General features: G+C 63.8%; 23 protein-coding genes. 9 read left to right on the top strand and 14 right to left on the bottom strand.

From position 1 onward, the window contains the following. Positions 1-380 precede the first annotated feature (380 nt). Entirely contained in the window at positions 381-1,742 is a 1,362-nt protein-coding gene (gene hemN / locus M4J40_RS11035) for an oxygen-independent coproporphyrinogen III oxidase (protein WP_251754182.1), read from the top strand. Between the two features lie 13 nt (positions 1,743-1,755). Here hemN and M4J40_RS11030 read toward each other — a convergent pair whose 3' ends face one another. The 8 genes from M4J40_RS11030 to M4J40_RS10995 all read right to left on the bottom strand — a co-directional run bounded on the left by M4J40_RS11030 (position 1,756) and on the right by M4J40_RS10995 (position 8,401). Beyond that, a complete protein-coding gene (locus M4J40_RS11030; RefSeq protein WP_251754181.1) occupies positions 1,756-2,514 on the bottom strand; it encodes a Crp/Fnr family transcriptional regulator in 759 nt (252 codons plus the stop codon). Between the two features lie 410 nt (positions 2,515-2,924). Continuing rightward, positions 2,925-3,263 carry a response regulator gene (locus tag M4J40_RS11025; RefSeq protein ID WP_251754180.1) on the bottom strand — a complete coding sequence of 113 codons (339 nt, stop codon included), beginning with the start codon at positions 3,261-3,263 and terminating at the stop codon, positions 2,925-2,927. Positions 3,264-3,337: 74 nt separating this feature from the next. Further along, a complete protein-coding gene (locus M4J40_RS11020; RefSeq protein WP_251754179.1) occupies positions 3,338-3,958 on the bottom strand; it encodes a response regulator transcription factor in 621 nt (206 codons plus the stop codon). 248 nt (positions 3,959-4,206) lie between these two features. Then, positions 4,207-5,370, bottom strand: a complete 1,164-nt coding sequence (locus M4J40_RS11015) for a nitrogen regulation protein NR(II) (protein WP_251754178.1) — start codon at positions 5,368-5,370, stop codon at positions 4,207-4,209. A gap of 165 nt (positions 5,371-5,535) precedes the next feature. Then, a complete protein-coding gene (locus tag M4J40_RS11010) occupies positions 5,536-6,759 on the bottom strand; it encodes a pyridoxal phosphate-dependent aminotransferase (RefSeq protein WP_251754177.1) in 1,224 nt (407 codons plus the stop codon). A gap of 128 nt (positions 6,760-6,887) precedes the next feature. Continuing rightward, positions 6,888-7,304 carry a large conductance mechanosensitive channel protein MscL gene (gene mscL / locus M4J40_RS11005; protein ID WP_251754273.1) on the bottom strand — a complete coding sequence of 139 codons (417 nt, stop codon included), beginning with the start codon at positions 7,302-7,304 and terminating at the stop codon, positions 6,888-6,890. Between the two features lie 135 nt (positions 7,305-7,439). Beyond that, positions 7,440-7,862 carry a hypothetical protein gene (locus M4J40_RS11000; RefSeq protein WP_251754176.1) on the bottom strand — a complete coding sequence of 141 codons (423 nt, stop codon included), beginning with the start codon at positions 7,860-7,862 and terminating at the stop codon, positions 7,440-7,442. 104 nt (positions 7,863-7,966) lie between these two features. Continuing rightward, positions 7,967-8,401 carry a MerR family transcriptional regulator gene (locus M4J40_RS10995; protein ID WP_251754272.1) on the bottom strand — a complete coding sequence of 145 codons (435 nt, stop codon included), beginning with the start codon at positions 8,399-8,401 and terminating at the stop codon, positions 7,967-7,969. Positions 8,402-8,742: 341 nt separating this feature from the next. Between M4J40_RS10995 and M4J40_RS10990 the strand changes: the two genes are divergently transcribed. The 3 genes from M4J40_RS10990 (at position 8,743) to M4J40_RS10980 (ending at position 14,073) form a co-directional block, all read left to right on the top strand. Beyond that, positions 8,743-12,204 (top strand): peptidoglycan-binding protein, encoded by a 3,462-nt coding sequence (locus M4J40_RS10990; RefSeq protein WP_251754175.1) that lies wholly within the window; start codon positions 8,743-8,745, stop codon positions 12,202-12,204. A gap of 179 nt (positions 12,205-12,383) precedes the next feature. Next, positions 12,384-13,307 carry a TSUP family transporter gene (locus M4J40_RS10985; protein WP_251754174.1) on the top strand — a complete coding sequence of 308 codons (924 nt, stop codon included), beginning with the start codon at positions 12,384-12,386 and terminating at the stop codon, positions 13,305-13,307. Position 13,308: 1 nt separating this feature from the next. Further along, complete coding sequence (locus M4J40_RS10980; protein WP_251754173.1) at positions 13,309-14,073, top strand: TIGR02186 family protein; 765 nt, start codon at positions 13,309-13,311, stop codon at positions 14,071-14,073. A gap of 6 nt (positions 14,074-14,079) precedes the next feature. On the opposite strand, the gene pdeM is transcribed toward M4J40_RS10980, so the two are convergent. The 4 genes from pdeM to M4J40_RS10960 form a co-directional block, all read right to left on the bottom strand. After that, complete coding sequence (pdeM, locus tag M4J40_RS10975; RefSeq protein WP_251754172.1) at positions 14,080-14,802, bottom strand: ligase-associated DNA damage response endonuclease PdeM; 723 nt, start codon at positions 14,800-14,802, stop codon at positions 14,080-14,082. Continuing rightward, a complete protein-coding gene (locus tag M4J40_RS10970; RefSeq protein ID WP_251754171.1) occupies positions 14,799-17,297 on the bottom strand; it encodes a ligase-associated DNA damage response DEXH box helicase in 2,499 nt (832 codons plus the stop codon). Before M4J40_RS10970 ends, pdeM begins: the two co-directional genes overlap by 4 nt. 102 nt (positions 17,298-17,399) lie before the next feature. After that, positions 17,400-18,305, bottom strand: coding sequence for a class I SAM-dependent methyltransferase (locus tag M4J40_RS10965; protein ID WP_251754170.1), 906 nt, complete (start codon positions 18,303-18,305; stop codon positions 17,400-17,402). Between the two features lie 86 nt (positions 18,306-18,391). Next, positions 18,392-18,805: a tellurite resistance TerB family protein gene (locus M4J40_RS10960; RefSeq protein WP_251754169.1), complete on the bottom strand. Its 414-nt coding sequence runs from the start codon at positions 18,803-18,805 to the stop codon at positions 18,392-18,394. Between the two features lie 175 nt (positions 18,806-18,980). On the opposite strand from M4J40_RS10960, the gene M4J40_RS10955 reads away from it, so the two are divergent. Further along, positions 18,981-20,645, top strand: a complete 1,665-nt coding sequence (locus M4J40_RS10955; RefSeq protein ID WP_251754168.1) for a lysine--tRNA ligase — start codon at positions 18,981-18,983, stop codon at positions 20,643-20,645. Positions 20,646-20,693: 48 nt separating this feature from the next. On the opposite strand, the gene M4J40_RS10950 is transcribed toward M4J40_RS10955, so the two are convergent. Beyond that, the gene (locus tag M4J40_RS10950) at positions 20,694-21,392 is read right to left on the bottom strand and encodes a thermonuclease family protein (protein WP_251754167.1); all 699 of its coding nucleotides are present in this window, start codon (positions 21,390-21,392) and stop codon (positions 20,694-20,696) included. A gap of 150 nt (positions 21,393-21,542) precedes the next feature. On the opposite strand from M4J40_RS10950, the gene M4J40_RS10945 reads away from it, so the two are divergent. The 3 genes from M4J40_RS10945 (at position 21,543) to M4J40_RS10935 (ending at position 24,444) form a co-directional block, all read left to right on the top strand. After that, on the top strand, positions 21,543-22,745 hold the full coding sequence (locus M4J40_RS10945) for a glycosyl hydrolase family 8 (protein ID WP_251754166.1): 1,203 nt from the start codon (positions 21,543-21,545) through the stop codon (positions 22,743-22,745). A gap of 248 nt (positions 22,746-22,993) precedes the next feature. Then, entirely contained in the window at positions 22,994-23,347 is a 354-nt protein-coding gene (locus M4J40_RS10940) for a DUF952 domain-containing protein (protein WP_251754165.1), read from the top strand. Positions 23,348-23,358: 11 nt separating this feature from the next. Continuing rightward, on the top strand, positions 23,359-24,444 hold the full coding sequence (locus M4J40_RS10935; RefSeq protein WP_405030744.1) for a quinone-dependent dihydroorotate dehydrogenase: 1,086 nt from the start codon (positions 23,359-23,361) through the stop codon (positions 24,442-24,444). Between the two features lie 32 nt (positions 24,445-24,476). Here the strand turns inward: M4J40_RS10935 and M4J40_RS10930 are convergent, their stop codons facing one another. Next, positions 24,477-24,656 carry a hypothetical protein gene (locus M4J40_RS10930; protein WP_251754163.1) on the bottom strand — a complete coding sequence of 60 codons (180 nt, stop codon included), beginning with the start codon at positions 24,654-24,656 and terminating at the stop codon, positions 24,477-24,479. 391 nt (positions 24,657-25,047) lie between these two features. Between M4J40_RS10930 and M4J40_RS10925 the strand changes: the two genes are divergently transcribed. Further along, positions 25,048-26,049 carry an autoinducer 2 ABC transporter substrate-binding protein gene (locus tag M4J40_RS10925; RefSeq protein ID WP_251754162.1) on the top strand — a complete coding sequence of 334 codons (1,002 nt, stop codon included), beginning with the start codon at positions 25,048-25,050 and terminating at the stop codon, positions 26,047-26,049. Positions 26,050-26,144: the final 95 nt, after the last annotated feature.

Below are 26,144 nucleotides of genomic sequence, written 5' to 3'. Positions count from 1 at the left end.
ATCAAAATGGACTAATTATAATGAGCGACACGGATCGGACCGGTGCCGTTGCAATCGAGCCGAACGGACCGACAGCCCGCCAAGGCAAGAGAACCCGGATCGACGATTCGGACCGAAGTTCCAATGCTTGACGCCGATCAATGTGCGAACCTGCAGCCGATGCCTAATGGTTGCTGGGAGTTCTCAGAAAACGCGGGCCGCTTGAGTTCCTGCCCCAAGAACGCCCTTGCACAATAACGCCGCGCATCTCCGCGCAACATGCTGCCGAGCCTCTTTTGGCGAGTGAGAACGCCTCGATAGAGGCTCACCTTTCTTGTTAGGACGCAACTCCGGACGCAAAACCGGTTCCCACTTTCGCTGGAGTTGCTCTAGGATACCCCATGACCCAGCTGGACGAAGCCGTTTCCCTCGAGACACTTATCCGCGCCACCGTACCGCGCTACACCTCCTATCCGACGGCGCCTCATTTCTCGGCCGAGGTTGGAGCGGAAGCCTACGGCGAGCTTCTCGACAAGGCGACTGTGGAAGACGGCCCTGTCTCGCTCTACATTCACATCCCGTTCTGTCATTCGATCTGCCACTATTGCGGCTGCACGACCAAGGCGACCCGGCGCTATGCGCCGATCGAAGCCTATGTCGAGATACTCAGGTCGGAAATCGCCATGGTCGCCGCACGGGTCGGCCGGAGGCGCGTGTCGCACATCCACTGGGGCGGCGGTACACCCAATCTGCTATCGACCGAGGCCTTCGAGGCTATCGTCGGCGATTTCCATCGCTTCTTCAGCATAGGATCGGATACCGAACACGCGATCGAACTCGATCCGCGCAATGTCGGTGAGGGACGGGCGCGCTTCCTCCGCAGCATCGGCATCAACCGGGCCAGTCTGGGCGTACAGGACTTCGATCCAACGGTTCAGGCGGCCATCGGTCGCATCCAGCCCGCCGAAACGGTGGCCGCATCCGTCGAGCATCTGAGAAGCGCCGGCATCGCCTCGCTGAGCTTCGACCTCATATATGGACTGCCCGAGCAGACGGTCTCCTCCATTCAGCGCACCGTGGAGGCGGCCATCGCGCTCGCGCCCGATCGGATCTCCCTGTTCGGCTACGCCCATGTTCCCTGGTTCAGGGCCAACCAGAAGCTCATCGACGCATCAAAGCTGCCGGGCAGCGAACAGCGGCTCGACCTTGAGAGAACGGCCCACAGCTCGATCGCGGCGGCGGACTACACGCCGATCGGCATCGACCATTTTGCGCGACCGAGCGACTCCATGGCCGTGGCGTTGTCGGATCGAACGTTGCGCCGTAATTTCCAAGGCTACACAACCGACCGCGCCGACACGCTCATCGGCTTCGGCGCCTCGTCGATCAGCCGAACGTCTTGGGGCTATGCGCAGAACGTCGCCGACACCGGCAACTGGCGCGAGCGTGTCGTCGACGGTCGGTTCGCAACCGAGCGGGGGCGGGTCTTGACGGCGGAGGACCGCCTCAGGGCCGACGTGATCGAACAGCTCCTGTGCTTTTTCGACGTGGACCTGTCGGCCACTGCGGCCCGCCACGGCGCCGCGATGAGCGTGTTCTCGGCTGACCTTGAGAAGTTGACGCCACTCGTCCATGCCGGCTGGGTGGTCGCCGACGAAGGACGAGTGAGGATTGTTCAGCATGGCGCCGAGCTGGCCCGCCTCGTCGCGTCCGCCTTCGACGCCTATCTCGGCACGGGCGGACGCCATTCGGTGGCGGTGTAGCCAGCGACAGAGCTCAGTGTATGCCGGTCATCTTGCAGACACGGCAGACGTCGACAAGGCGAATGCGATCGTTGCGCTCAATGGCGATGAAGCCGCGTCGCTTGAGATCGGACAGCACACGGCTCACCGTCTCGATGGTAAGGCCGAGGAAGTCGGCGATCTCCTGCCGCGTCATCTTCAGCACCACGAGCTCGGTGTCCGTGTTGTGCCGCTCCGGCCCCGTACAGCCGACAACGCCACGATTCGGAACAAAGCGCATCAGGAAGCTTGCCACGCGCTCGGTAGCCGACTTGCGGCCGAGCAACACGGCGTGACTGTGCAAGGCTTCAATGCGTGTCAGAAGGCACCGATTGACGTGAGCGAGCAGATCAACCGACTGATCGATGTCACGGCGATCCAGCACCCGCACCTCGGCAGAGGTCAGCGCTTCGGCGGTGCAATCATAAAGACCGGTCAGCGAATGGCCAAACAGATCACCCTCGCCGAGGATGTCGACGACCTGGCGGCGCCCATCGCCGAGCAGGCGATAGAGCATGATCTGGCCACTGACCACCTCGTAGAGATGGCTCGCGGTATCGTCCTCATGGAACAGCACGGCGTGGGCGTCAAGACGATCGAACCGCGCGCGCGGCGAGGCGCGGTAGCGGTCCCAAGCACTGTCGTCGACCGGCGCGCGGAGCCGCGTACCGGCATAGCGGCTGCGGTGGCGTCCGCCATCGTAACCACTGGCTGAGAATCCCTCGGCAAAGGACGTCTTTTTCTCAACGAACATCGATCCCTCCTCGATGACTTGCTCGATGTCATGTGGTCGGCAGGCCACCGGAGGATCGAACTGGCCATCCGTCCATGGCCACTCCCTCTCCGTCGACTCGACCGAAACCCGTCCGCTTCGGCCGCACCACTATCGATAGTGACACAATATGGACATAAGCGCCCTGCGGTAATTCGTTTGGTTACTTAACCATCGCAGGAAGGGTTGCCGGCGTCAGAGCCTCAGGGACGACTAAGCAGGTAGAAACAAAGCCCCTCCAACCGCCCCACCAGAGATGCAGGCAGGGGAGCACCACCCGGACAAAACAGGCGCGGACATGGACAATTCCGCCAAAAATCATCGCTCCCTCCATGGGAGGAAGACAAAAAAAGCCCGGAGACCGGGCGACCAGAGCAAAGTCCCGAAAAGGGTCAGGCGGTGATCGCTTCCAGCCAATCGGCTGCTGGCGGCTTGCGAAGGATTTTCACTGCGGCCAAGCCTTCGGTCTCGCGAGCGATTGTTCGCGACGACTTGCCGGAAATGGCGATCACCCTGGGGGTGGCGCCGGCCTTTTCCAGATGACGGACGAGTTCGCCACCACTCATGCCCGGCAAGCCGAGGTCGACGATCATCGTGTCTTCGGGTGTTGGGGGAGCGGAATGAATGAGTTCCTCGGCGCTCGCAAAGACGCGCACCGGCAATCCCGCTCCTGAGAGCAGGGATTCCAGCGCATCGGCGACCGAAGGATCGTCCTCAACAATGATATACATAGGCAACACTCTAAAACTGCGAGACGCAAACCAGTCGCAGGAAAAAGTAGTGTGCCCTGATCATCGAACAATGTTTATCCGTGATCCCCCGTATGCGCAGTCAGCACGATACGGACGAGATCGGCAGCGTTGCGCGCACCGAGCTTTTCCATGATGCGTGCACGATGCACTTCGATGGTCCGCGGAGAGATGCCAAGGCGCCGTCCGGCTTCCTTGTTGGACGCACCACCAGTGATCTCCTGCAGAACATCGCGCTCGCGCGGGGTCAGGTGTTCGGCGCCGGGGAAGCTGAGACCCGGAGTTCCGCCGTTGGCATGGCGGCCGTAAGAGGCGATGGCCTCGCGAACGCGCGTCACCACTGTGTCGGCGTCGAACGGCTTCTCGATGAAGTCGGTGGCGCCGGCCTTGATCGCGCTCACCGCCATGGGAATGTCGCCCTGGCCCGAAATGATGAACACCGGCGAGGGGAAGGTGCCGACATCAATCGAGCGGAGAATGTCGAGGCCTGACTTGCCTGGCATGTGAACGTCCAGCAGCACGCAGGCTGGCTTGTCCGTCTTGAGAGCCGCCAGGAACTGATCGCCATCGGCGAATACCCTGACGCCGTAACCTTCCATCTCGAAGATGACCGACAGCGCGTCGCGCACCGATGCGTCATCATCGACAACGAAGATTTTTCCTTCTGTTTCAGCCATGTCACCCTTCCTCGATCTGAGGATCCCTGAAGACCGCCAGGGTCCCGCCCGGCTAGCCAAGTCCATGGATCGCGTCCGCTCCTCGCGTCCCACTGTCTGCCGTTAGAAAGAGCAGCCATCGCGAGACTCGCGGCGAACTTTGCTTATCTAAGTGTTTATACGGCGAAACCTCCCGCCGCGCCAGTTACCACCCCTTGGATGGTCCCATTGTTTCTTGCCTTCCCACCGACGCCAGCCGCGCCGTCCTGTCACCCCCACGTGTCCTCTTCCGCTTCGTCCGAATGGTGCATCGGCAGCATCAGGGTGAAGGTAGCCCCCTGTCCGTTGCCGCCGGGGTCGGCCATCAGATCGCCGCCATGATTCTGGGCGATCGCCCGGGATATGGCGAGACCAAGCCCCATGCCGGACTTCTTGGTCGTGCTGAACGTTCTGAACAGCGACTTGCCGACGTCCTCGGAAAAACCGGGGCCGCTGTCGGTTACCGAAACGAAAGCCGAGCGATCGTCGGAACCGATGGATACCTTCACCCAGCGCTCTTCGCTCTCCTTGGCCACCTCGAGAGCATTGCGCAGCAGGTTCAGGATGATTTGCTGGATCTGCGTCGCGTCGGCGTCCACCTGAATCGGCGTCATGCCGAAGACGCGACGAATCGTGACTGTGGCGCCTTGCGCCACGAACTCGCTGAGGTCGAGCGCCTCGTTGACCACCTCGCGCAAATCGATGGTGGCCCGCTCCGGGTCGCGCTTCTCCACCATCTGGCGCATGCGCTGGACGATGTGGCTGGCCCGTTCGGCCTCGAGAACCGCCTTGTCGAGCACACCGAGCATCTTGTCGCTCGGCGGCTTTTCGTCGGCATGGCAGGCCCTGACCTGCCGGGCGACGGCCTGAAGATACAGAAGCAGCGCGGTCAGCGGCTGGTTGAGTTCGTGCGCCATGGCGGCGCCCATCTCGTCCATGGCGGACAGGCGCGTCATGTGCACCACCTGCGCCTGAAGTTGGGACACGCGCTGTTCGACGGCGCGGCGCGAGCGAAGGTCGCGCAACACGCCGATATACTGCCGCCCCTCCGCCGTCTTCGCTTCGCCGACCGAAAGTTCAAGCGGGAAGACCGTGCCGTCGCGATGCATGCCGGACACTTCACGGCCAATGCCGATGATCCGCTTCTCGCCGGTGCGGTGGTAGTTGTGCATGAAGCGGTCGTGCGACACCGAGAACTCGGGCGGCATGATCAGCGATACGTTCTGACCGATGGCCTCTTGCGAGGTGTAGCCGAACAGCTGCTCGCAGATCTTGTTGAAGACCAGCATGCGACCAGTCTCGTCGATGACGATGACGCCATCGGCGGCGGTGTCGAGAAGGCTTTCGAAGCGAGCCTCCGAAACCGCGGTCCTGCGGTCCTCAAGTTCTCCCATGTCCGCCTCGCTCTCCCCTTCATCCAGACAGGGCCAAACCTCTGCCCCGAAATCTGTCAAATCAGGAACAGCCCTTCAGTGCAAGTCCGGATGTAACATGCACGACTTCGAAGAAAAAGGAACTGTTCCAGATCAAATTCAAACGCAAATGACCGTAAAAAATCACTAAACGCCAGCGACGGCCTCTCGGCGCGTCGCGAGCCAGGCCGAAAGGCGAGCCAGCGCGATGGTGATGTCTTGCGGATCGCCGGCAAAGCAGAGACGCATGAATCGCTCTCCCCCACGACCGAACGCGGTGCCGGGCGCGATGCCCACACCCGCCTCGCGCACCATGTCGAGGCAGAGCCGGCGCGTATCGCTCTCGCCCTCGAGCGAGAAGAACAGGTAGAAGGCTCCCTCGGGCGGCGACACCGCCACCCCGTCCGCCGCGGCGAGCGCGGCGAGGACGGCCGCCCTGTTGTCGCGCGCCCGGGCAATCTGGAAAGCCAGGAAGTCCTCGCCATTGTCGAGAGCCTCGACGGCGGCGCGCTGCATGAAGACCGCCGTGCCCGAACTCGTGTATTGCACGAGGTTCTGGACGGTGGCGTTGAGGGCGGCCGGCACTTCGATCCAGCCGATCCGCCAGCCGGTCATTGCCCAGTTCTTCGAGAAAGTGTTGACGAAGATAAGCCGGTCTTCCGGCTGGGCCAGAGTGTGAAAGGAGGGGGCAACCCCCATTCCATCCAGGTAGCAGAAGCGACCGTAAACTTCGTCGGCAACAATCCAGATCCCGTGGTGTCGGGCGACGGCCAAAATGGACGCAAGCCGATCGCGGCTGGCGACCCAGCCAGTAGGGTTGCCGGGCGAGTTGATGAAGATGGCGCGCGTCTGCGGCGTAATGGCCGCCTTGAGGTCATCAGGGTCGAGATCCCAGCCCGTCGGACCGAAGCGCATCGGCACTTCACGCACTGTGGCACCGCACAGCGCGGCGGCCGCCGGAGCGTTCGGCCAGGCCGGCGTCGGCACGATCACCTCGTCACCGGCACCGGCGACCAGCGACGCCGCGATCTGGATGGCATGCATGCCGGACGCCGTGACGACGAATCGATCGATGTCGGCCGGCCGGCCGCCGAACGGCCCATAGATCCGATCGTGATACCGACAAAGCGCTTCCCTCAGCTCCGGCAAGCCGGCCTGATGGGTATAGAAGGTCTCTCCGGCCAGCAGCGAGTGAACCGCTGCGTCACGAATGTTGGCCGGGGTTGGCAGGCTGCCCTCGCCAACCCAGAGCTTTGCCGTTCCCGGCCGCCGCAATCCCTCGAGATGAACCTCGACGATACCGCTCGGTGGCGCGTTTCGGGCCGTCGGTCGGATGTCGTCGAGAAAGCTTGCGGCAACGTCGGATATCATTGATATGCCTTGCTCGGATGGCCGGCGGGAATCGCCACCACCCGGGAATATCAGGCCCGCAAAAACGAATCAAAAGGCAAGATACGGAAAAAGCTGCCACGAGCCGCCTGGCCATGGCAGCGTTTCCATCATTCCTTCTTCAGCAGGTCGCGAATTTCGGCGAGCAGGGCGACATCGGCCGGCACTTCCGGCGGCGCTTCCACCACCGGTTCGGAGGCGGTCCTCATGCGATTCATCACCTTCACCACCAGGAACAGAACAAAGGCGATGATCAGGAAGTTGATGGCCAAGGTTACGAAGTTGCCATAGGCAATCGTCGCGCCGGCCTTGCGGGCAGCTTCAAGATCATTTGCCACCGGTGCTCCGGAAAGCTGGACATACAGGTTGGTAAAATCGATGCCGCCTGTGATGAGCCCGATGACTGGCATCAGCAAGTCCGCAACGATCGAGTTGACCAAACCACCGAAGGCGCCGCCGATAATCACACCGATGGCGAGGTCGACCATGTTGCCACGCAACGCGAATTCCTTGAATTCCTTGAGCATGTCCCATTCTCCCCGATGACGCTGAGGGTCAGTGTGATCATGCAGCAGTGCGTGACGGGCGGCCATTCCCCGGAGCGCCATCCAGTGGATTTGCAGTTACAAAGCTGTGGATTTCGCCTCGAAAACGAGGAACCGCTAGATCGGGGCCTCTTCCCGCTCGCGCAGCCGTTCGACGAGATCGAAGAAATGGCGGAACATGCGATCTCCAAGGTTCAAGAACTCCTGGAATCGCCGTTCCTCCTCCGCGTCGAGAAGCGGCGCCCGCGCATGTTTCGCCTCAAGGGCCTCGATCCGCTTTTCGAGCTTCTCGTTCTCCGCCTCGAGTTCGACGATGCGCTCCTCGTAGGCCTTCCGGTCTTCGGCAATCAGCTCGCAGGACCACGCGCCACCGCGCGACGCACAAAGGGCGACATCGCCGGTGCGGCGATCGATCTTGAGATAGTCGCCGACGGCGGGCTGCAGACTATAGCCTTCCTCGGAGGGTGGATTCTGAGCCAGGGCGGCCAAAGGCATGCCTATGGCACTGAACGCAACAAGAGCTGCCAGGATCGCGCGCATGGTGGGACTCCCGGTTGGTCGTTCGCCCCACAGAATACCCCATCGCGCCCTCTCGGGCTGCATTTATTCTCTGCCTCGAGGACACAAGAGCAGGCTTGGCGATCTCAACTACGCCGCGCGCCCGCTTCCTTTTCCTTCAGCAGACCGCTCACCACCGACGTCGTACGGCGCAGCTCCATCAATGCCTGCTCGATTTCCTTTTTTTGCTTTTCGAGGATGGCGATCCGATCGTTGAAGCGGTCAAGCGCGACCTTGAGCTGGGCGACCTGACCGTCGCGCAAGTCGTAGAGGTCGAGCATGCCCTTGATCTCGGTCAGCGAAAAGCCGACACGCTTTCCCATCAACACCAGCTTGAGACGAGCCCGATCACGGCGGGAGTAGAGCCGGTTGAGCCCCTCGCGACGCGGATTGATCAGCCCCTTGTCCTCGTAGAAGCGCAGGGTGCGAAGGGTGACGTCAAACTCGCGGGCCAAATCTCCGATCGAAAACAACGATCCACGGGGATGAAGTCCATCGTCATCCTCGAGCTTGTCGGCAATGACGGCGCCGATCTGCGCTTCGGCGGCCGGCTCGTCGCTTTCGCTCACCGCTATTCCCTCCATACCGATCCGCGACGGAACGGCTTCGCTACCCATCGGTCAAACTGCGCACAAGCTTCCCTTTACGTCAAGGTAGAGGTGGAAATGACTTCCCCATCGTCAGTTTTCGGAGCGTTTTGGTAAGGTTCCGTTCAGAGCGCTTAAAAAGCAGCAAAGAACGACCGTGCGGTTAACCGGGTGTTTACCCTGTTTTTGCAAATTGCCCAATGAATGCATCCTGGCGGCGATCCGTCCCGGCGGCTCGTGCCGCGAGAACGGCGTTGCGAACGGGGAGAACAATCATGGCGTCGCGGGCTACGTCTCGTTTGAACAGCGGAATGGGCGGAGCGAGCCAGTACGATCGGGAGCCGAGCGACTTCGGCTACGGATCGGAACGCGACCGACAGGACGGTGATCCTGTAGATCGTATCCTGACATCGCTAGACCGGCTCGGGGAGCGCATTCGCACGCTCTCCCCAGTCGACGACCGGCGTGCATCGAGACCGATGCCTCGCGCCTCCGAACCCGACGACCTGCAACGGGCCATCGAGCAGATCTCGCGTAAGCGTGACGCCTTCGATCCCGCCCGCGTCAGCCGCCGCGAGGGTGCAGATGTCGCCGAACTCGGCGCCCGGGTCCGCGCCCTCAGCCAGGAAATGAACGCCGAGCGGCGGCGGAAGCCCGCTTTGAACGATGGTCTCGCCACCGAAGTGGCCGACCTTCGAGCCGAGGTCGAAAGGCTGATCGAAACGAATTCGGGAAGATCCCTGGAGGGCGCTTTCGATACGCTGGTAGCGCGTCTCGACGACATTCGCACATCTGTGGACAATCCTCGCCTTGTCGGCGATCTCGTGCAGCGTCTTGCCGAGATTCGTCGATTGATCGCCACGCTGCCGTCAGGCGATCAGGTCGGCGTCATCACATCGCGCCTCGACCGCCTCGCCGAACGCCTCGACCAGGGCCTTGGAGATCAGCGCGTGCTCGGCGATTTCGGCCGCAGCCTGTCCGATCTCGCCGCCGCAGTGGCCCAGCTCGACAAACGTGAAGTGATCGCCGCCATCGAGCGCCGCCTGGACGATGTCGCCGGCAGCATCCGCGCCATCGAGCGTGACGTCGGAGACTTTTCGCTCTGGAAGGACGGCCTCGACCGGCAGAACGCCACGCTGTCGCAGGTTGCCCAGCGCTCCGAGCAGTTGCCTCGCTTCGCACATGAGTTGGAGCGGCAGTCGGCGTCCATCGAGCGCATTGCCCGCTCGACCGAGGGGCTACCGCGCCTTGCCGAGGAGATCGACGGCCTGCGCCTGTCCCTTGACCGCGCTGGCGTAGCGCTCGATGCCGACGCCATCCGGGCGCTTGACGAGAGGTTCGCCGAACTCGGTCGATCACTGGAAGCGCAGCTCCGGCCCGCAAGCAGTGGCCTGCCGGACGACCTTTCGGCGGCCTTGTCTCGCATCGAAGCCAAACTCTCAGCCCCGGTGCCGACAGGACGCATTTCGGAGATTGAGGACAGAATCGCCGTCCTGACACGGTCGATGGCCGATATCGACTTCGCGACCAGCAAGGACGTATCCGCGCTCGAGAGAGCGGTGGAGCACCTCAGGGACGACGTGCTGGCCGCGGCCGGGCGCCCCGATGCCGGCCTTGCTTCCGATGTGCGGACGCTGGTCGAGCGACTTGATCGGCTGGATGCTCCGGCGATCGGCGCCGATGCCTTCGAGCGGCTGGAAAACCGCATAGCCGACATTGCGAGCCGGCTCGAAACCCGGCCGAACGAAATCTCCGCCCTGGCCGAAGCGCTTGAGCGGCTTGACGCCACCATGTCGAGCTCGCTGTCGGTGGAGGCCATCGCCGATCGCGTCGCCGCGGCCGCCGGCCGGAACGGTGAAGACGGCCCGGTTCGCCTTGCCAACGTCGAGGCCGGCATCAACCGGCTGGGCGAAGACCTGAGAGCCGACGCCGAACGCGACCGTGGCTTGCTGCTTGCCATCGGACAGACGGTGGAGCGACTGGCACTTCGGGAAGTCGGCGAGGATGGAGCTCGGACCGAAGCCTCCGAGACGAACTCGTCGCACGGCAAGAAGGACAACTGGGAAGAGATAGAGCAGGCGCTCACCCGGCGGGTGCCGCCGGTCGCGGAGAGTGAAGAGAGCGAAGACCTGCCGCGCATTTTCGGTCGCAAGCCGTCGCCCGCGCCACGCGTCGAGCCTCAGTTGGGCAAGCCCCCGTTGGCGGACGGCGACGAGCCGGTACTGCCGCCCGGCTTCGACGTCAACAAGCCGCTCGAGCCCGGGTCGGGCAAGCCACGTTTGCCAAAGTCGGCTCCAGCGGCCGAACGACCGGCCGTTTCCGATGCGACACGCGCGCCGACCAAGGCGGACTTCATCGCCGCTGCGCGGCGGGCCGCCCAAGCGGCCGGCAGCGGTGCGCAGGAGGACGCCGGCAAGCAAGATGCTCCTGCGAGCGGGAAATCGCGCTTCGCCCTGCCAAAGGTTGGCTTCAACCTGCGCAAGATGGCGATGGCCGCCGCCGCGATTCTGATCGTGCTCGGCCTTGCCAAGATCGCCACCGACACGCTGAACCGCTTCTCGACGTCCGACGCGGCACCGGCGGCGGTTCCCGCCGCACCGGAGCCGACGGCGTCCACCTCGACGGCTCCGGAAGCGCTTGCCCCGGCTCCGGTCGTTCAGTCGCCTGCTCCCGAACCGCAAGCGACAGAACCGTCGTCCGAGACCGCACCGGCAATCATGCCTCCCGCCAGCTCCGAAATGGCGCCGCCGCAGGCAACGACACCGCCCGTCGGCTTCTCGCAAATGCCGTCGACGCTGCCGACCGATGGGTTTGTCCCGACCTCCGAGTCCCCGCAGGCTTCGGCGGAGACGTCGACGGCTCCGGTCGCCACGCCACCTCCCAGCTTGCCGGAGGCCATGGGGTCGAAGGCACTGCGCGACGCCGCCGCCAGTGGCGATCCACAGGCCGCCTTCGAGGTCGCCTCCCGCTTCGCTGATGGTCGCGGTGTGCCGCAGGATCTGTCCGCTGCCATCGACTGGTATCGCCGTTCGGCCGAGGCAGGTCTTGCGCCGGCTCAATACCGGCTCGGCAGCATGTACGAGAAGGGCGTCGGCACGGCGCGCGACGCCAAGACGGCCGCCGAATGGTACACGAAGGCAGCCGCTCTCGGGAACGCCAAGGCCATGCACAACCTCGCGGTGATCAACGCGGAAGGTGGCCTCGGCAAGCCCGATTATGCGCAAGCCGCCAAGTGGTTCCAGGATGCCGCCGAGCATGGCATTCGCGACAGCCAGTTCAACCTCGGCATTCTCTATGCCCGTGGGCTCGGCGTGCCACGTGACCTTGCTACCTCCTACAAGTGGTTCGCCCTGGCGGCCACCGGCGGCGACGCCGACAGTGCCAAGAAGCGCGACGACATCGCCCAGGTGCTTTCCAAGGACGACCTTGCCCGCGCCCGCCTCGCCGTCGAAACATGGGTCCCCAAGCCTCTCGACCCCAAGGCTGAGGATGTGCCACCGACCGATCCGGCCTGGGCTGCACCAGCCGAACACACCGCGTCGGTGGACACGTCGAGGACAATTGCCCGGACTCAGGCCATCCTTGCGAGCCTCGGCTTCGATGCCGGCCCCGCCGACGGCAAGATGGGCCGCAAGACGCGCGACGCCATCGCCGCCTTCCAGACGTCGAAAGGGATGCCCGCTACCGGCGAGATCGACAGGGCGCTGATCGAGGCGCTCGGCATGCCGACCATCTAGCCAAGATTGGCGACGGACTTCAGCCCCCGGGAAATGCTTCGGCATCCCGGGGGGTTTCTTTTTACCACATCGAAGCGTTTTTTCGCCGGAAAGACGTGGCACAAGCGGTTCCGTTGCACTTTCGCAAGGGGTTAGGAGCTAATACTGGCCGCCAACCGCCTTTGAACGGATGACGGGCCGTGGATCTTTACCTGCCGATCGCCGAAATGCCGATGAACCTTTTCCTGTTACTGGGGATGGGCGCGGCGGTCGGGTTCCTGTCCGGCATGTTCGGCGTGGGGGGCGGCTTCCTGCTGACCCCGCTCCTTATCTTCTCCGGCATCTCTCCAGCCGTCGCCGTCGCGTCGGTGTCGTCGCAGATCGTCGCCAACTCGACCTCGGGCGTTCTCGCCTACTTGCGCAAGAAGACGGTCGACCTGAAGCTCGGCCTCTTCCTCACGCTTTCCGGCATCATCGGATCGGCGATCGGCGTCTGGGTCTACGGAGCCCTGCGCGGCATCGGCCAGCTCGACGTGGTCATCGCTCTCTCCTATGTCGCCTTCCTCGGCACCATCGGCATGCTGATGGTCGTGGAGGCCGTTCGGGCCATTCTCGCCAAGCAACGCGGTACGCCTCTGCCGGTTCGCCGCCCCGGCCAGCACAGCTGGATCGCCGGTCTGCCGCTGCGCGTTCGTTTCCATCGGTCGCGCCTCTACATCTCGGCGCTGCCGGTCATTGCACTGGGAGCGTCCATCGGCTTTCTGGGTGCGCTGCTAGGTATCGGCGGCGGCTTCATCATGGTGCCCGCGCTCATCTATCTTTTGAAGGTGCCCACCACCATCGTCATCGGCACGACGCTGTTGCAGACGCTCGGCACCATGGCTTTCACGACCTTCATGCAATCGGCCACGAACCAGACCGTGGACGTCATCCTCGGTCTGGCCCTGATGGTCGGCGGCGTTGTCGGCGCTCAGTTCGGCGCCCGGGTCGGTCAGTCGCTGCGTGGCGAGACGCTGCGTCTGCTGCTCGGCCTTCTCGTGCTGTCGGTAGGGCTCAGATTTGCCGTCGACCTGGTGGCGAGACCGGATGAGCTCTATTCGATCAGTCGGCTGGGAGGGGGCTGAGATGACCGTCCGCGCCCTTCTCGTCGCCATTGTATTCTCCGTCATCCCGTTGCGCCTGCACGCCGAGACGCTGGTGACGGCGCTCTCCACCGAACGCGTTTCCATCGAGTCCAACTTCACCGGCTCGGGTGTCGTCATCTTCGGCACCGTGGAACGCGACCGGCAGACCGTTGCCCGTGCCGAGCCCTACGAAATCGTCGTGACGCTGACCGGCCCGCTTCGCTCCATGGTCGCCCGCCGCAAGGAGAGGGTGGCCGGCATCTGGATCAATCGCGCATCCAGCGAGTTGCCACGCGTGCCGTCCTTTCTGGCCATCGCCACCACCGCGCCAATGGTCGACGTGGCCGGCAACCGCGTGCGTGCCGGCCAGGGTCTGGGCTTCGACATGCTGCCGACGCGCGGCCTGCCGGACGCGCTGCCGCCTATCCGGACCGAATACGATGCCGCCTTCCTGCGGCTGATGCAGAAGCAAGGCCTGTTCAAGCTCAACGAAGGCAGCGTCGAGTTCCTGTCGTCACAGCTGTTCCGCGCGCCGATCGAGCTGCCGGCCAACGTGCCGATCGGCTGGTATACGGCTACCGTCTACCTGTTCTCGGGTGGAGTGCTGCTTGCCAAGACGACGCAGGATTTCTCGATCCTGAAGGGCGGCTTCGAACAGACGATCACGAACCTTGCCCACCGGGAGCCTGCTCTCTACGGTCTAGCCACCGTGATCGTCGCCTGCCTTACCGGATGGCTGGCGGGCGTGGCCTTCAGAAAAGACTGAGCGCCGTCAGTCGGGAAGAAACTCGGCCGAGCGCACCGGATAGACGCGGCCATCCGACAGCATCCAGGCAATGAGACGCGACCGTTCGAACAACCCCTTGAATGCCGCATCCATGACGTTGAGTCCGCCCGTGTAGGCGCCGAAGGCGGGCAACAGGCAGCGGCTGCCATCGCAGACGAAGGCCCTGCGGCGAACCGAACGGGTTCGGCCTACCTTGGCCGCCGGGTGCAAGTGACCGGCCACCTCGCCCAACGCCCGACCGGGACGCGGTTCATGCCGGAAGACGAGGGGTCCGATGACGATCTCGGCGACCGGCCGTCCGCCGAGCCCGGCGGGAGGCGACGGATCGTGGTTGCCTGCCACCCATGTCCAGTCGACCGATCCGACCAACGCCGAAAGCGCCTCAAGATCGGCGGGGGCGAGACGCGCCTCGGCATCGCCGTCGTGGAAGCTGTCGCCAAGCGCGATGACCCTCTCCGGACGAAGTCGACCGATGACTTCCGCCAACGCGCGCAGTGTCGCTCGCGTATCATAGGGCGGCACGAAGCGGCCACGCACGCCATGCGACGAGCCCTTTTCGAAGTGCAGATCGGCGACGACCAGCAACCGCTCTTCCGGCCAGTGGAGCACGCCCGAAGCATCGAAGCGCACAGCGGCGCCGTTGAGGTTCACCAGTCCGCCGGCAGTCAGCACGTCGTCGTCTCCCTGTTTCTCCCTCAGCGCCGTCACGCCATGGCCTCCCGAATGATCTCGTCGGCCGCCTGACGCAAGACGTCCTCGTCGGCCTCGCCGGCAACCCGCTCGCCGCCGATCTCCAGCATGATCGGCACGGCGAGAGGCGAAATGCGGTCGAGCCGCTTATGGACGATGCGGCCATTGATTCGGGAGAGCATATCGGAGAGGCGGCCGAGGTCCAGAAGGCCTGACGATGCGTCGGCCCAGGCAGCCTCCAGCAGAACATGGTCGGGCTGATGCTCGCGAAGCACGTCGTAGATCAGGTCGGTGGACACCGTCACCTGTCGTCCGGTCTTCTGGGCGCCGATGGCGTTTTTCTCGACGAGGCCGGCGATCATGGCGCAGGACTTGAACATGCGCTTCAGAAGATAGCTCTCGGCCATCCAGGCTTCCAGATCGTCGCCCAGCATATCCGGCTCAAGAAGACGCGACAGTGTCGGCTCGCCACGGACGAACGCAGCGCCGACATCGGCCGCGCACCAGACGCCGATCACATAATCGGTGGCGATGAAGCCGAGCGGCTTCTGGCCGAAACGTTCGAGCCGGCGGGTCAGCAGCATTCCGAGTGTCTGGTGGGCGAGCCGCCCTTCGAACGGATAGAGCGCCAGGAAATAACGTCCGCGATGAGGAAAAGTCTCGACCAGGAGCTCGTCTGGCCTGGGAAGGAGGGAATGATCCCGCTGCAGCTCAAGCCAGTCTCGCACCGGCGTCGGCAGCTTGTGCCAGGACGAAGGGTCGGACAGCATTTTCCGGACACTGGCTGCGAGAAAGGTGGAAAGCGGGAACTTGCCCCCGGCATAGACGGGAATGCGAGGGTCGCTCGACCGCGCCCGAGAGACGATCACCTCGGTCTCGCGCATTCCCTCGAAGCGAAGCACTTCGCCGGCAAACAAAAAGGTATCACCGACTTTCATCTGCTCGCAGAAGTATTCTTCCACCTCTCCGAGCAGCCGGCCGCCCATCACCGGTCCACGCCCGCGCGCCTTGCCGCCGAGCCTCACCTTCAGCATCGGGCTCTCTATGATGGTGCCGACATTGAGGCGATAGGCCTGGGCGAAGCGTGGGTGAGTGAGACGCCATGTGCCATCGGCGGTCAGCTTGATCTTGGCGTAGCGCTCGTAGGCGCGCAGGGCGTAGCCACCGGTGGCGACGAGATCGACCACTCGATCGAACCGCTCGCGATCAAGATGACGATAGGAGTAGGCGGAAGCGACCTCGGCATAGAAATCATCGGCGCGAAACGGGCCGGCCACAGCCCGGCCAAGCACATGCTGGGCGAGTACGTCGAGCGCACCATCGCGGATCGGCGGCGTATCCTGAGCGCCGATATAGTTGGCGTCGAGCGCCGCCTGGCATTCCAGCACCTCGAAGCGATTGGCCGGCACGAGAAGCGCCGTCGACGGCTCGTCCATGCGATGGTTGGCGCGACCGACGCGCTGGGCGAGGCGGCTGGCTCCCTTCGGAGCTCCAATGTGGATCACGAGGTCCACATCGCCCCAGTCGATGCCGAGATCGAGCGTCGAGGTGGCGACGACCGCCCGAAGCCGGCCGTCGGCCATCGCCGCCTCCACCTTGCGCCGCTGGCCAACGTCGAGCGAACCGTGATGGAGGGCGATGGGCAGGTTGGCGTCATTGAGCCGCCAAAGCTCGGAAAAGACCATCTCCGCCTGGCTGCGCGTGTTGACGAAGATCAGCGTCATGCGCCGACGATCGATTTCCGCCAGCAGCCCCTCATAGGCATAGCGGGCCGAGTGCCCAGCCCAGGGGATCGACTCGTCCGCCTCGAAAATGCGGATATCCGGTTGGGCGCCGCCGGCGACGGTGACGACCTCTGAGAGAGAGAGCGGCTCACCGGATGTCTGAGGTACCAGCCAGGCCCGCAGCTCGTCCGGTTCGGCAACCGTTGCCGACAGGCCGACGGTGCGTATGCCCGGCGCTATGGCCCTGAGCCGGGAGAGACCGAGCGCCAGAAGGTCGCCACGCTTGCTGGTGACCAACGCATGCAACTCGTCGAGAACGACCGTCTTGAGGTCCTCGAAGAAGGTTTCGGCATCGCGCGCAGCGAGCAGCAACGCCAGTTGCTCGGGCGTGGTAAGCAGGATGTCGGGCGGGATCAGTTTTTGACGCTGGCGACGCGAAGCGGATGTGTCGCCTGTGCGCGTTTCGATGGCGATGTCGAGCCCGATTCCCCCGACGGGCGTCTCAAGGTTGCGCTCGATATCGACGGCCAGCGCCTTGAGCGGTGATATGTAGAGCGTGTGAACGCCTCGCCGCCGCGTACCTGGCTTCCACTTCGGCCGTGCGGCGAGATCGACAAGCGACGGTAGAAAGCCGGCCAGCGTCTTGCCGGCGCCGGTCGGCGCGATCAGAAGCACCGAGCGGCCGGCAAGGCCGTGCTCGAGCAGTGCAAGCTGATGGGCACGCGGGCTCCAGCCACGCGATGCAAACCAGGCCTCGAACTTGGGCGGCAGAAGATTCGTCTCGTTCACAGCGGGAGTAAGCCCGATTCACGCGAACAAGTGAAGAACATTCGTGCCCGGAACTCATCGTCGCCAACGGAACGCCCCCCCTCCGGACGGCTCGGAGCGACGTCAAACGGCAGCTGTCAGCACCACCAGCCCCTCGATCGGCGCACCGCGGTCGTAACGGAGGGTCGCACGTCGGAGATCGAGGACGGCGAGCCCGGCCTCCGCCGAGACAGACCGGATATAGGCTTCGCTGTGCGCATAGCGCAGGCTGTCGCGCAGGACGAGGTCATCGCCAGTCGACTCCTCGACCGAGAAGGCGAACAGGCAGCCAGAGGCGAGGTGAGCGGAGATTTCACCGAAGAGATCGCCGAGCGCCCCGACGTAGACAAGCACATCGGCGGCGGTCACGAGGTCGAAGCTGCCTTCGCACCGACGAAGGTAAGCCACCACGTCGGCGACTGCCAGCGCTTGATAACGGCGTTCGGCGTCTGCGCGGGCGATCATTTCCGGCGACAGGTCGCAGCCCGTGAAATGATCGACGCGCCCCATCAGCGCCTCGGCCATCAGCCCGGTGCCGCAGCCGAGATCTAGTCCCCGCGAAAAACGCCCGCCGGGTCGAGCTTTGTCGATCAGGTCTGCGATCAGCCAGGGCGCCCGATAGCCCAGGTCCTCCACCAGAGCCGTTTCGAAGCGATCGGCGTAATCGTCGAAGAGACCGCGAACGTAGGCGGCAGGCGGAGCGTCGGGAACCTCTGCAAAGCCCAGGGCGGCAAGCCTCAGCGACGCGCCGAACAGCCCATCATGGTCGCGTTTTGCCGCCTCGCGAAGAAGCGGTTCGGCCTCATCCCGGCGGCCATTGGCGGCCAGGGCATCTGCCGCGCCAATCAGGGCTGGCAACCAACCAGGCGAGCGTTCGAGAGTTTGCAGAAACAGATCGGCTGCCGCCGCGGCATCGTCGGCCTCGAGGTAGGCTCGGGCATACTCGTAGCGGCGGTCGGCGAGAAGGTCCCCGGAAGAGGATACATGCAAGATGGCGGCACTCGGCGGAAATGGCGCCGGGTCATCTCGCTAAAGCGAACCGCCGTCAAGATGGAATCCACCGAGGACTTCGCGATTTACGCCAGCTTGCGATAGCGAACGCGGGCCGAGTGCTCGATGGCGGCAACGGCCAGCTTGTCGAGGGCGAAACGGTCCTCCAGCATCTGGAGGAAAACCAGCTCCTCCTGCTTGACGTCGACATCGGACGCGGCGACCTCGACGGCGAGCGCGTAGGCCGTCTCGTAGAGGCGCTCGGGCAGCGACATGGCCACCCGGTCGAGGATGTGGTCGATGCCGTTCACCGACTTCAGGTTGGCCGAGCAGGCGTCGGCGATTTCGCCGACCGAACCGTCGAACCCCTGGAACACCGGCAGGAAGCCGATCAACCGCTCGAACTGATTGAGCTCGCGTTCGGTCATGTTGCGGTCGGCGATGGCGGTGGTGACCATCACCCAGATCAGCGCCTCCTGGGCGGACAACGGCTTGTGCATGGATTCCTCGACCAAGAGTCAAACGAGCCCCTATTTGGGACGCCACCTGAAAAAGCGCAAGCATCCTCTCGGCGGAATCGACCTAAAACTTGCCCTCGTCCTTGACGTTTCAGGGCCTCCTCCCTACTGTCCCGCGCGCCCGGAAACTCCGGGTTTTCTCGAATAGAGGCAACCGATGGCAACCGTTTCTTCAACCCTGCTCTCCGATCCCGCGCTTCTCGCTGCGGCCGGCCGTTCCAAGGCCTGGCCCTTCGAGGAAGCCAAGAAGATCGTGGCGCGGATCGAGAAACGGAAAGATAGCTCGAAGCCGGTGATCTTCGAGACCGGGTATGGGCCATCGGGCCTGCCGCATATCGGCACCTTCGGCGAGGTGGCGCGCACCACCATGGTTCGTCATGCCTTCCGCGTCCTGACCGGCGACAGCGTGCCGACGCGCCTGCTCTGCTTCTCGGACGACATGGACGGCATGCGCAAGGTGCCGGACAACGTCCCGAACCCCGAGCTGCTCAGGGCCAATCTCGGCAAGGCGCTGACCAACGTGCCGAACCCGTTCGACAACGGCTACCCGAGCTTCGGCCACAACAACAATGCCAAGCTCCGGCAGTTTCTCGACGCCTTCGGCTTCGACTACGAGTTCATGTCGGCCACCGAGGAGTACAAGAAGGGCACCTTCGACGACATGCTGCTGCGCATGCTGGCGAAGTACGACTCGGTGATGGAGATCATGCTGCCCGTTCTTCGCGAAGAACGGCGCAAGACCTATTCGCCGTTCCTGCCGGTGCATCCGAAGACAGAAGTCGTCATGCAAGTGCCGGTCGAGGAACGCAACCTCGAGAAGGGCACCATCGTCTGGACCGATCCGGCGACCGGCGAGCGCTTCGAGACCCTGGTGACGGGGGGGCACGCCAAGTGCCAGTGGAAGCCGGACTGGGCGCTCCGCTGGGCGGCGCTCGGCGTCGACTACGAAATGAGCGGCAAGGACCACATCGACAACGTCAAGACGTCGTCGCGGATCTGCAAGGTGCTGGGCGGCATGCCGCCGGAAGGCTTCAACTTCGAGCTGTTCCTCGATGAGAACGGCGAGAAGATCTCCAAGTCGAAAGGCAACGGTCTCACCATCGACGAGTGGCTGACCTACGCTTCGCCCGACAGCCTGGCGCTCTACATGTTCCAGAAGCCGAAGACGGCCAAGCGGCTGTTCTTCGACGTGATCCCGCGCGCCGTCGACGAGTATTTCGCTTTCCTCGAGAAATACCCGGCGATGGACGCCGACCAAAAGCTGACCAACCCGGTCTGGCACATCCATTCCGGGGAGCCGCCGGTGACGCCGGTGCCGGTCAGCTTCTCGATGCTGCTCAACCTCGTGTCGGCCAGCCATGCCCACGACAAGGCCGCTCTCTGGGCCTACATCGGCCGGCATTCGCCGGGGGTGACGCCGGAGACGCATCCGAAGCTCGACGAGCTCTGCGGCTATGCGCTGGCTTACTACCAGGACCGGGTGAAGCCGTTTGTCACCTTCCGCGCACCGGATGACGAAGAGAGGCAAGCGCTTGCCAAGCTTCGCGAGGCGCTCGACGCGCTGCCGGTCACGACAGCCGGGGAAGCGATCCAGGACGTGGTGCTTTCGGTGGGGCGGTCGTTCCCGCGCTTCCAGGATCCGTCCAAAAAGAGCCCGGACGGCGGACCGGGCGTCAGCCTGGAATGGTTCGCGACGCTCTATCAGGTGCTGCTCGGCCAGGAGAAGGGCCCGCGCTTTGGCTCCTTCGTCGAACTCTACGGCCTGAAGGAGACCGTGGCGATGATCGACGCAGCTCTTGCGGGCACCCTCGGGCGGACCTGAGGACCGAAACAGAACAGGATCGAGGGCCGGCGTTCGCGCCGGCCTTTCTCACTCGTCCGATGGCGACAAGCTGCCGTCGCCGTAGCGGCCGAGCTTTTCACGCTTCGCCTTGGCCGCATAGGGGGCCAGCAGAGGGTCGGTGGGGTCGACCGGCTCGGCCCAGCCCCGGCTCACCATGAACAGCGAGAGATTACGGCTGCCGGCCCAGCAATCCGCAGCGCTCTCACCATCTTCACCCTGGGGAACGATGCCGACGCAGCCGACCGATCGGGGCCCGATCAGCCGGGCGAGATCGGCACGAGCCCGCGCGCCGCAGCTCCAGCGGCCGGCCGCCCCATCGCAGGTCTCGGAAAAGGCAAGGCCGGTGATGCCGGCCAGATGGACGACCAGCGCCTGCCGCTCGCGCACGGCTCGGAAGCGAGCGGTGTCGAGCACGGTGATACGGGAGAACAGCGCTTCGAAACTCTCCGGAGGCAAAGGCGCCGACGGCAGGTCGGGAGCTCGCGCATCGGACGCCGAGCCCAGGGCAACCTCGACAGGCGGCGGCGCCTTGGCGGCAAGCGGCTGCCTCAGGACAGGCGGCGATGGCAGACGGCCGAAATCGAGTATGGTCGGCCGGACTTTCGCCAGATCCTCCCGCTCGGCATCCGCCGACAGCCAGAGCAGCGCTGCGGCGGTCAGCGCAGAGCCGGCCACCAAAGGCGCCATGCAACCCATGAGAAAGCCGTGCCGTTTCTGTCGAGCCATCGCCTGAGACGTTTCCTTTGCCGGAGCGTGTGCCGCGGAAAATGCTGGATTCTCGCTATACGAGCAAGCTGTCGCCGAGCTTGGCTGTTCTGCATCGGCATCAGAGGCCTATAGTCGCCTTTACTCTCGCGTACATCGGAATGGATTCCCATGCGCAAAGCGATTCTCGTTCTGATGCTTCTCTTTCCCGTGGCGGCCCAGGCATTGCCGCTTTATCCGTCGATGCCTCAAAGCGAGCGCTACGTGGCCCTTGATTCGTTCTGGACCGAATGGAAGCGACTCTACCTGCGCGAGGGCTGCGGCGGCGCCTATGTCGCGACCTCCGGTGACGGCAAGACGACCTGGGGCGGAAGCGCCTCCAACACGCTGACGGTATCCGAAGCGCACGGATACGGCATGCTGGCGCTGGTTCAGATGGAGGACCGCGATCCGGACGCGCATCGACTCTTCGACCTGATGCAAGATTTCTTTCTGGCGCACCCCGCAGTTTCCGATCCCGGTCTCATGGCATGGAATCAGACGCGCGATTGCCGCGATGCGCCGGACGGCGGTAACCGTTCTGCATCGGATGGCGACCTCGACATAGCGCTGGCGCTCCTGAAGGCCGATCAGCGCTGGGGGGAATATGGCGCGCTAGCCGCCTCCGTCCGGACGGCCGTACTTGTTCGCGAAGTTACCCCCGACGGCATGATCATGCTCGGCGACTGGGCACGGAGCGATGAAGACGGCACCTATGCCGGCTCTTCACGATCCTCGGACTTCATGCCGGCGAGTTTCGCCGCTTTCGCAGCCGTTGGGGATCGGGATGCCAAACGGTGGAGTGAGCTTCGCGATCGGGGCTATCTCGTCTGGGGGAGACTTTCCCGGCAATACGCCCGAAAGACAGGCCTTGTTCCCGATTTTCTGACCGGTCTGCCGGACGAACCACATCCCGTTCCGACCAACTTCCTCGAGGGTCGTTTCGACGGCGCTTTCTCCTGGAACGCTCTGCGCTTTCCCTGGCGGCTGGCCCTCGACTTCCTAATGACAGGCGACGAGCGCGCGGCCTCCCATCTGGTCACGATCAATCGATGGATCCAAACGGTGAGCGGTGGCGATCCTATGCGGATCGCTACGACCTATCGCCTTGACGGACGGGTTCCTCCGGACCAGGACAGGGGATCGGCGGCTTTCATCGCCATGTTCGCGGCCGGCGCCATGGCGGGAAGCAACAACGCTTCCGCAGACCAGGCATGGCTCGATGCCCTGTGGGCCGCGTTGCTGGCAAGGCCCGCGGCCAAGGAGGACTATTACGGCAACACCTTGAAACTGCTGGCAATGATTGCGCTTTGCGGAGAGACACCGCCCCCCTGACGCTGCCGTCGGTTCCATGCGGGGCGTTTCCTGCCAAGGAGACTGCACCCGTCATTCCGGTCCTTTGCACCGCTCTCGTCAAATTGCTCTTGCCAGACACGGCCGCATGCCTTTACTCCGGCCCGTGCTCATAGCCCGTCGGCTCGGCCAAGAAGCCCTCCCTTAACCGGTGAACTTCATTCCGTCCGAGTGAACTGGCAACGCCGATTGAACCTACGAAAAAGCCACGGCCTTTCGGAGCCCCGCCCATGGATCGTCTCGTCTACAAGATCGCCCCGCGCGCACTTTGGGAAGCAGCCGAGGCAACCGGCGTGTTCGCCGGAGCCTCCGTAGACTTCGAGGACGGCTTCATCCATCTGTCATCGGCCGCGCAGGTGAAGGAGACGGCACGACTCTACTTTGCCGGCCAGAACGATCTCCTGCTCGTCGGCGTCGAGACGAGCACTCTTGGTGAAGCGCTGAAGTGGGAAGCCTCGCGCGGCGGCGACCTCTTCCCTCATCTCTATGCGCCTCTTGAGTTCTCGGCGGTGGAATTTGTCGTCCCCCTTCCGCTCGGACCTGACGGCGCCCATCAGTTTCCCGACCTGGAGACCGGCCGATGAACCTTTCCGAACTGATCGGCTCGTTCAGTGCTTCCATGCTCCGGCGTTGCGATCCGGAAGTCGCCCACACGCTTGCCATCTCCGCCATGCGTCTCAACCTGGCCCCCGGCTTGCCGAAGGTGGTGGACGACCGCCTGGCCACCAGTTTCTTCGACATGAGGCTCGATCATCCGATCGGGCTGGCCGCCGGCTTCGACAAGAACGCCGAGATCGCCGATGCGCTGTTGAACCAGGGCTTCTCCCACGTCGAGGTCGGCACCCTGACGCCGCGGCCGCAGCCGGGCAATCCGAAGCCGCGCATCTTTCGTCTGCCCGAGGCGAACGCGGTGATCAACCGCTGCGGTTTCAACGGCAAAGGGCACGCCCATGCCCTGAAGCGGCTGGAACGGCGAGGTGGGCGGCCCGGCGTCATCGGCGTCAATGTTGGCGCCAACAAGGACAGCACCGATCGCGCCGCCGACTATGTGGCGGGGATCAAGGCATTCGCCGGACTTGCCTCCTACTTTACCGTCAACATCTCGTCGCCCAATACGCCCGGCCTGCGCGATCTGCAGGCAAGCGCCGCCCTGTCGGATCTCGTCGCCCAGATCATCGAGGCGCGCGATGAAACAACTGCCGCCGTCGGCCGGAAAACGCCCGTGCTGGTCAAGATCGCGCCCGATCTCGACGAGGCAGCGCTCGACGATATCGCCGCCGTCATCGGGGCACGCGGTGCCGATGGTCTCGTCATCTCGAACACGACGCTGTCGCGAAGCGGCGTGTTCGGGCCGACGGCGACCGAGCCGGGCGGCCTGTCCGGCAAGCCGCTGTTCGAGCGTTCGACGATCGTACTGGCCAAGATGCGCGAACGTGTCGGCCGGGCGATGCCGATCATCGGCGTCGGCGGCGTGATGACCGGCGAGGACGCCTACCTGAAGATCGCCGCCGGCGCCAACCTGGTGCAGGTCTACACCGCGTTCATCTATGGCGGCGGCAACGCCATCAACGCCATCACCACGGACCTGCTCGGCCGCATCGAACGAAGCGGCATCGGCTCGGCGCGCGCACTGTCGGGCTCGGACAGCCGGGCCTGGGCCTGCCGTCCGATCCCGATCTGAGTTCCGGCAGTGTTCAGCACACCGCCGTTGACTCACAAGACGGTGCCGATGGTGGCTGGCGTTTGAGGTAAGCAGGCACAAACGACCACTTTCGTTACCTCGTCGACGCGGGCCTCGCGCTGGATAGTCGACGAGGAAAGGTGGCTCATGGCGATTTCGGCGGCGACTTGCTCGACCGCTCGGGCGCGAGGCTCCACCTCCCTGACCAGCATGTCGGCAAACCCCTAGGACAACGTCGACCCGGGCAGTGCTGAACTGACGGTGACGCCGGTGTCGGCCATCCGCCGCGTCGAGATCGCCGGCATTGCATGCAATCCTGGCCAGCTCCGATCCTGTCACAGGACACGCCGTGTCAGGTCGTCATTGCTTCAAAGGCATCATGCACCAAACCCTAGCCACTCGATAGATCCGCAGACAAGCGGCGAACGTCATCAAACGTCCGCTCTGTGGTCTGAAAGCTGCGGCAAGATCGATGAAGGGCTTCCTCCCCTGCGGCCATTCGCGTGGCTTCCGAACGCTTGGCTTCCTATTGACACCCTCCACCAAGCGGGCGTAACACATATGTGTTTTTTGAAGCACATATGTGCGGAGGGAGGAGCCAAGATGATCACGAGAAGATCCGTCCTCGTTGGTGGAGCGGGCATGCTGGCCTTAGGGTCGATGGGACGGGCGGCTTTCGGCGCCGAATCCGGCAAGAAGTATGAAATCGTCATGTGCGCCAAGCAGGAGGGCATCTCCTGGTTCGACGACATGCGGAAAGGCGTCGAACAGTTTGCCGCCGACTTCGGGGCCAACGCCTACCAGATCGCTCCGGAAAGCGGTGATCCGGCCAAGCAGGCGCAGATGGTCGAAAGCCTGATCGCCAAGCACGTCGACGCCATCCTGGTGGTGCCCAACGATCCTCAGTCGATCAAGCCCATCCTCGAAAAGGCGCGCAAGGCCGGTATCATCGTCATCAGCCACGAGGCCCAGAGCCTGGCCGGCGTCTCCAACTACGACGTTGAAGCCTTCAAGAACGAAGACTTCGGGGCACTGATGTTCGAGAACCTGGCCAAGGCCATGGGTGGCGAAGGCAAATATGCCGGTATCGTCGGCGCGCTGACGATGGAAACGCATATGCAATGGTTCAAGGCCGGCCTCGAATACGCCAAGAAGAACTATCCCAAGCTCGAGTTCGTCCTGTCCGAGCCGCTTGAAGACAACAACGACGAAAAGACGGCGCTCGACAAGGTGAACGAGACGCTCAAGAAGTACCCGGACCTCAAGGGCTTCTTCGGCTGCTCGGTCTCCGGCTCGTCGATGGCCGCCCTTGCCGTCGAGAAGCTGCGCCGCAAGGATATCAAGGTCGTGGGCCTCGGTCTCCCGAGCATCAATGGCGTTTATCTCGAAGAGGGCTATCAGGCCGAAGCCCAGTGCTGGCGCCCCGCCGACGCCGGCTATGCCGCTGCCTATGTTGCGTACAAGGCGCTGAAGGGCGAGCCGATCGAAGCCGGCATCGACCTCAAGCGGCCCGGCTACGAGAAGGTGACCATCGAGAACGGGGTCGTCTACGGCAATGCGACACTGGTGCTGACCAAGGACAACTACGGGGACTATGGCTTCTAGCCACCGGACCCTGGTTCAGCGCATCAAGATCGGTCAACTGGGCTACTTCTTCATACTATAAACAATGAGCCAGTGACGTCGCCACAGTGACAGTC

Source organism: Pleomorphomonas sp. JP5, from assembly GCF_023721815.1.
Classification (GTDB): domain Bacteria; phylum Pseudomonadota; class Alphaproteobacteria; order Rhizobiales; family Pleomorphomonadaceae; genus Pleomorphomonas.
The sequence above is the reverse complement of the archived record's forward strand: the minus strand, read 5'-3'. Positions and strand labels throughout refer to the sequence as shown.

Bases quoted from the DNA above. Each gene is read 5' to 3' on its own strand.
- hemN (WP_251754182.1), top strand. From the start codon at position 381: ATGACCCAGCTGGACGAAGCCGTTTCCCTCGAGACACTTATCCGCGCC.
- M4J40_RS11030 (WP_251754181.1), bottom strand. From the start codon at position 2,514: ATGTTCGTTGAGAAAAAGACGTCCTTTGCCGAGGGATTCTCAGCCAGT.
- M4J40_RS11025 (WP_251754180.1), bottom strand. From the start codon at position 3,263: ATGTATATCATTGTTGAGGACGATCCTTCGGTCGCCGATGCGCTGGAA.
- M4J40_RS11020 (WP_251754179.1), bottom strand. From the start codon at position 3,958: ATGGCTGAAACAGAAGGAAAAATCTTCGTTGTCGATGATGACGCATCG.
- M4J40_RS11015 (WP_251754178.1), bottom strand. From the start codon at position 5,370: ATGGGAGAACTTGAGGACCGCAGGACCGCGGTTTCGGAGGCTCGCTTC.
- M4J40_RS11010 (WP_251754177.1), bottom strand. From the start codon at position 6,759: ATGATATCCGACGTTGCCGCAAGCTTTCTCGACGACATCCGACCGACG.
- mscL (WP_251754273.1), bottom strand. From the start codon at position 7,304: ATGCTCAAGGAATTCAAGGAATTCGCGTTGCGTGGCAACATGGTCGAC.
- M4J40_RS11000 (WP_251754176.1), bottom strand. From the start codon at position 7,862: ATGCGCGCGATCCTGGCAGCTCTTGTTGCGTTCAGTGCCATAGGCATG.
- M4J40_RS10990 (WP_251754175.1), top strand. From the start codon at position 8,743: ATGGCGTCGCGGGCTACGTCTCGTTTGAACAGCGGAATGGGCGGAGCG.
- M4J40_RS10980 (WP_251754173.1), top strand. From the start codon at position 13,309: ATGACCGTCCGCGCCCTTCTCGTCGCCATTGTATTCTCCGTCATCCCG.
- M4J40_RS10960 (WP_251754169.1), bottom strand. From the start codon at position 18,805: ATGCACAAGCCGTTGTCCGCCCAGGAGGCGCTGATCTGGGTGATGGTC.
- M4J40_RS10955 (WP_251754168.1), top strand. From the start codon at position 18,981: ATGGCAACCGTTTCTTCAACCCTGCTCTCCGATCCCGCGCTTCTCGCT.
- M4J40_RS10950 (WP_251754167.1), bottom strand. From the start codon at position 21,392: ATGGCTCGACAGAAACGGCACGGCTTTCTCATGGGTTGCATGGCGCCT.
- M4J40_RS10945 (WP_251754166.1), top strand. From the start codon at position 21,543: ATGCGCAAAGCGATTCTCGTTCTGATGCTTCTCTTTCCCGTGGCGGCC.
- M4J40_RS10940 (WP_251754165.1), top strand. From the start codon at position 22,994: ATGGATCGTCTCGTCTACAAGATCGCCCCGCGCGCACTTTGGGAAGCA.
- M4J40_RS10930 (WP_251754163.1), bottom strand. From the start codon at position 24,656: ATGCTGGTCAGGGAGGTGGAGCCTCGCGCCCGAGCGGTCGAGCAAGTC.
- M4J40_RS10925 (WP_251754162.1), top strand. From the start codon at position 25,048: ATGATCACGAGAAGATCCGTCCTCGTTGGTGGAGCGGGCATGCTGGCC.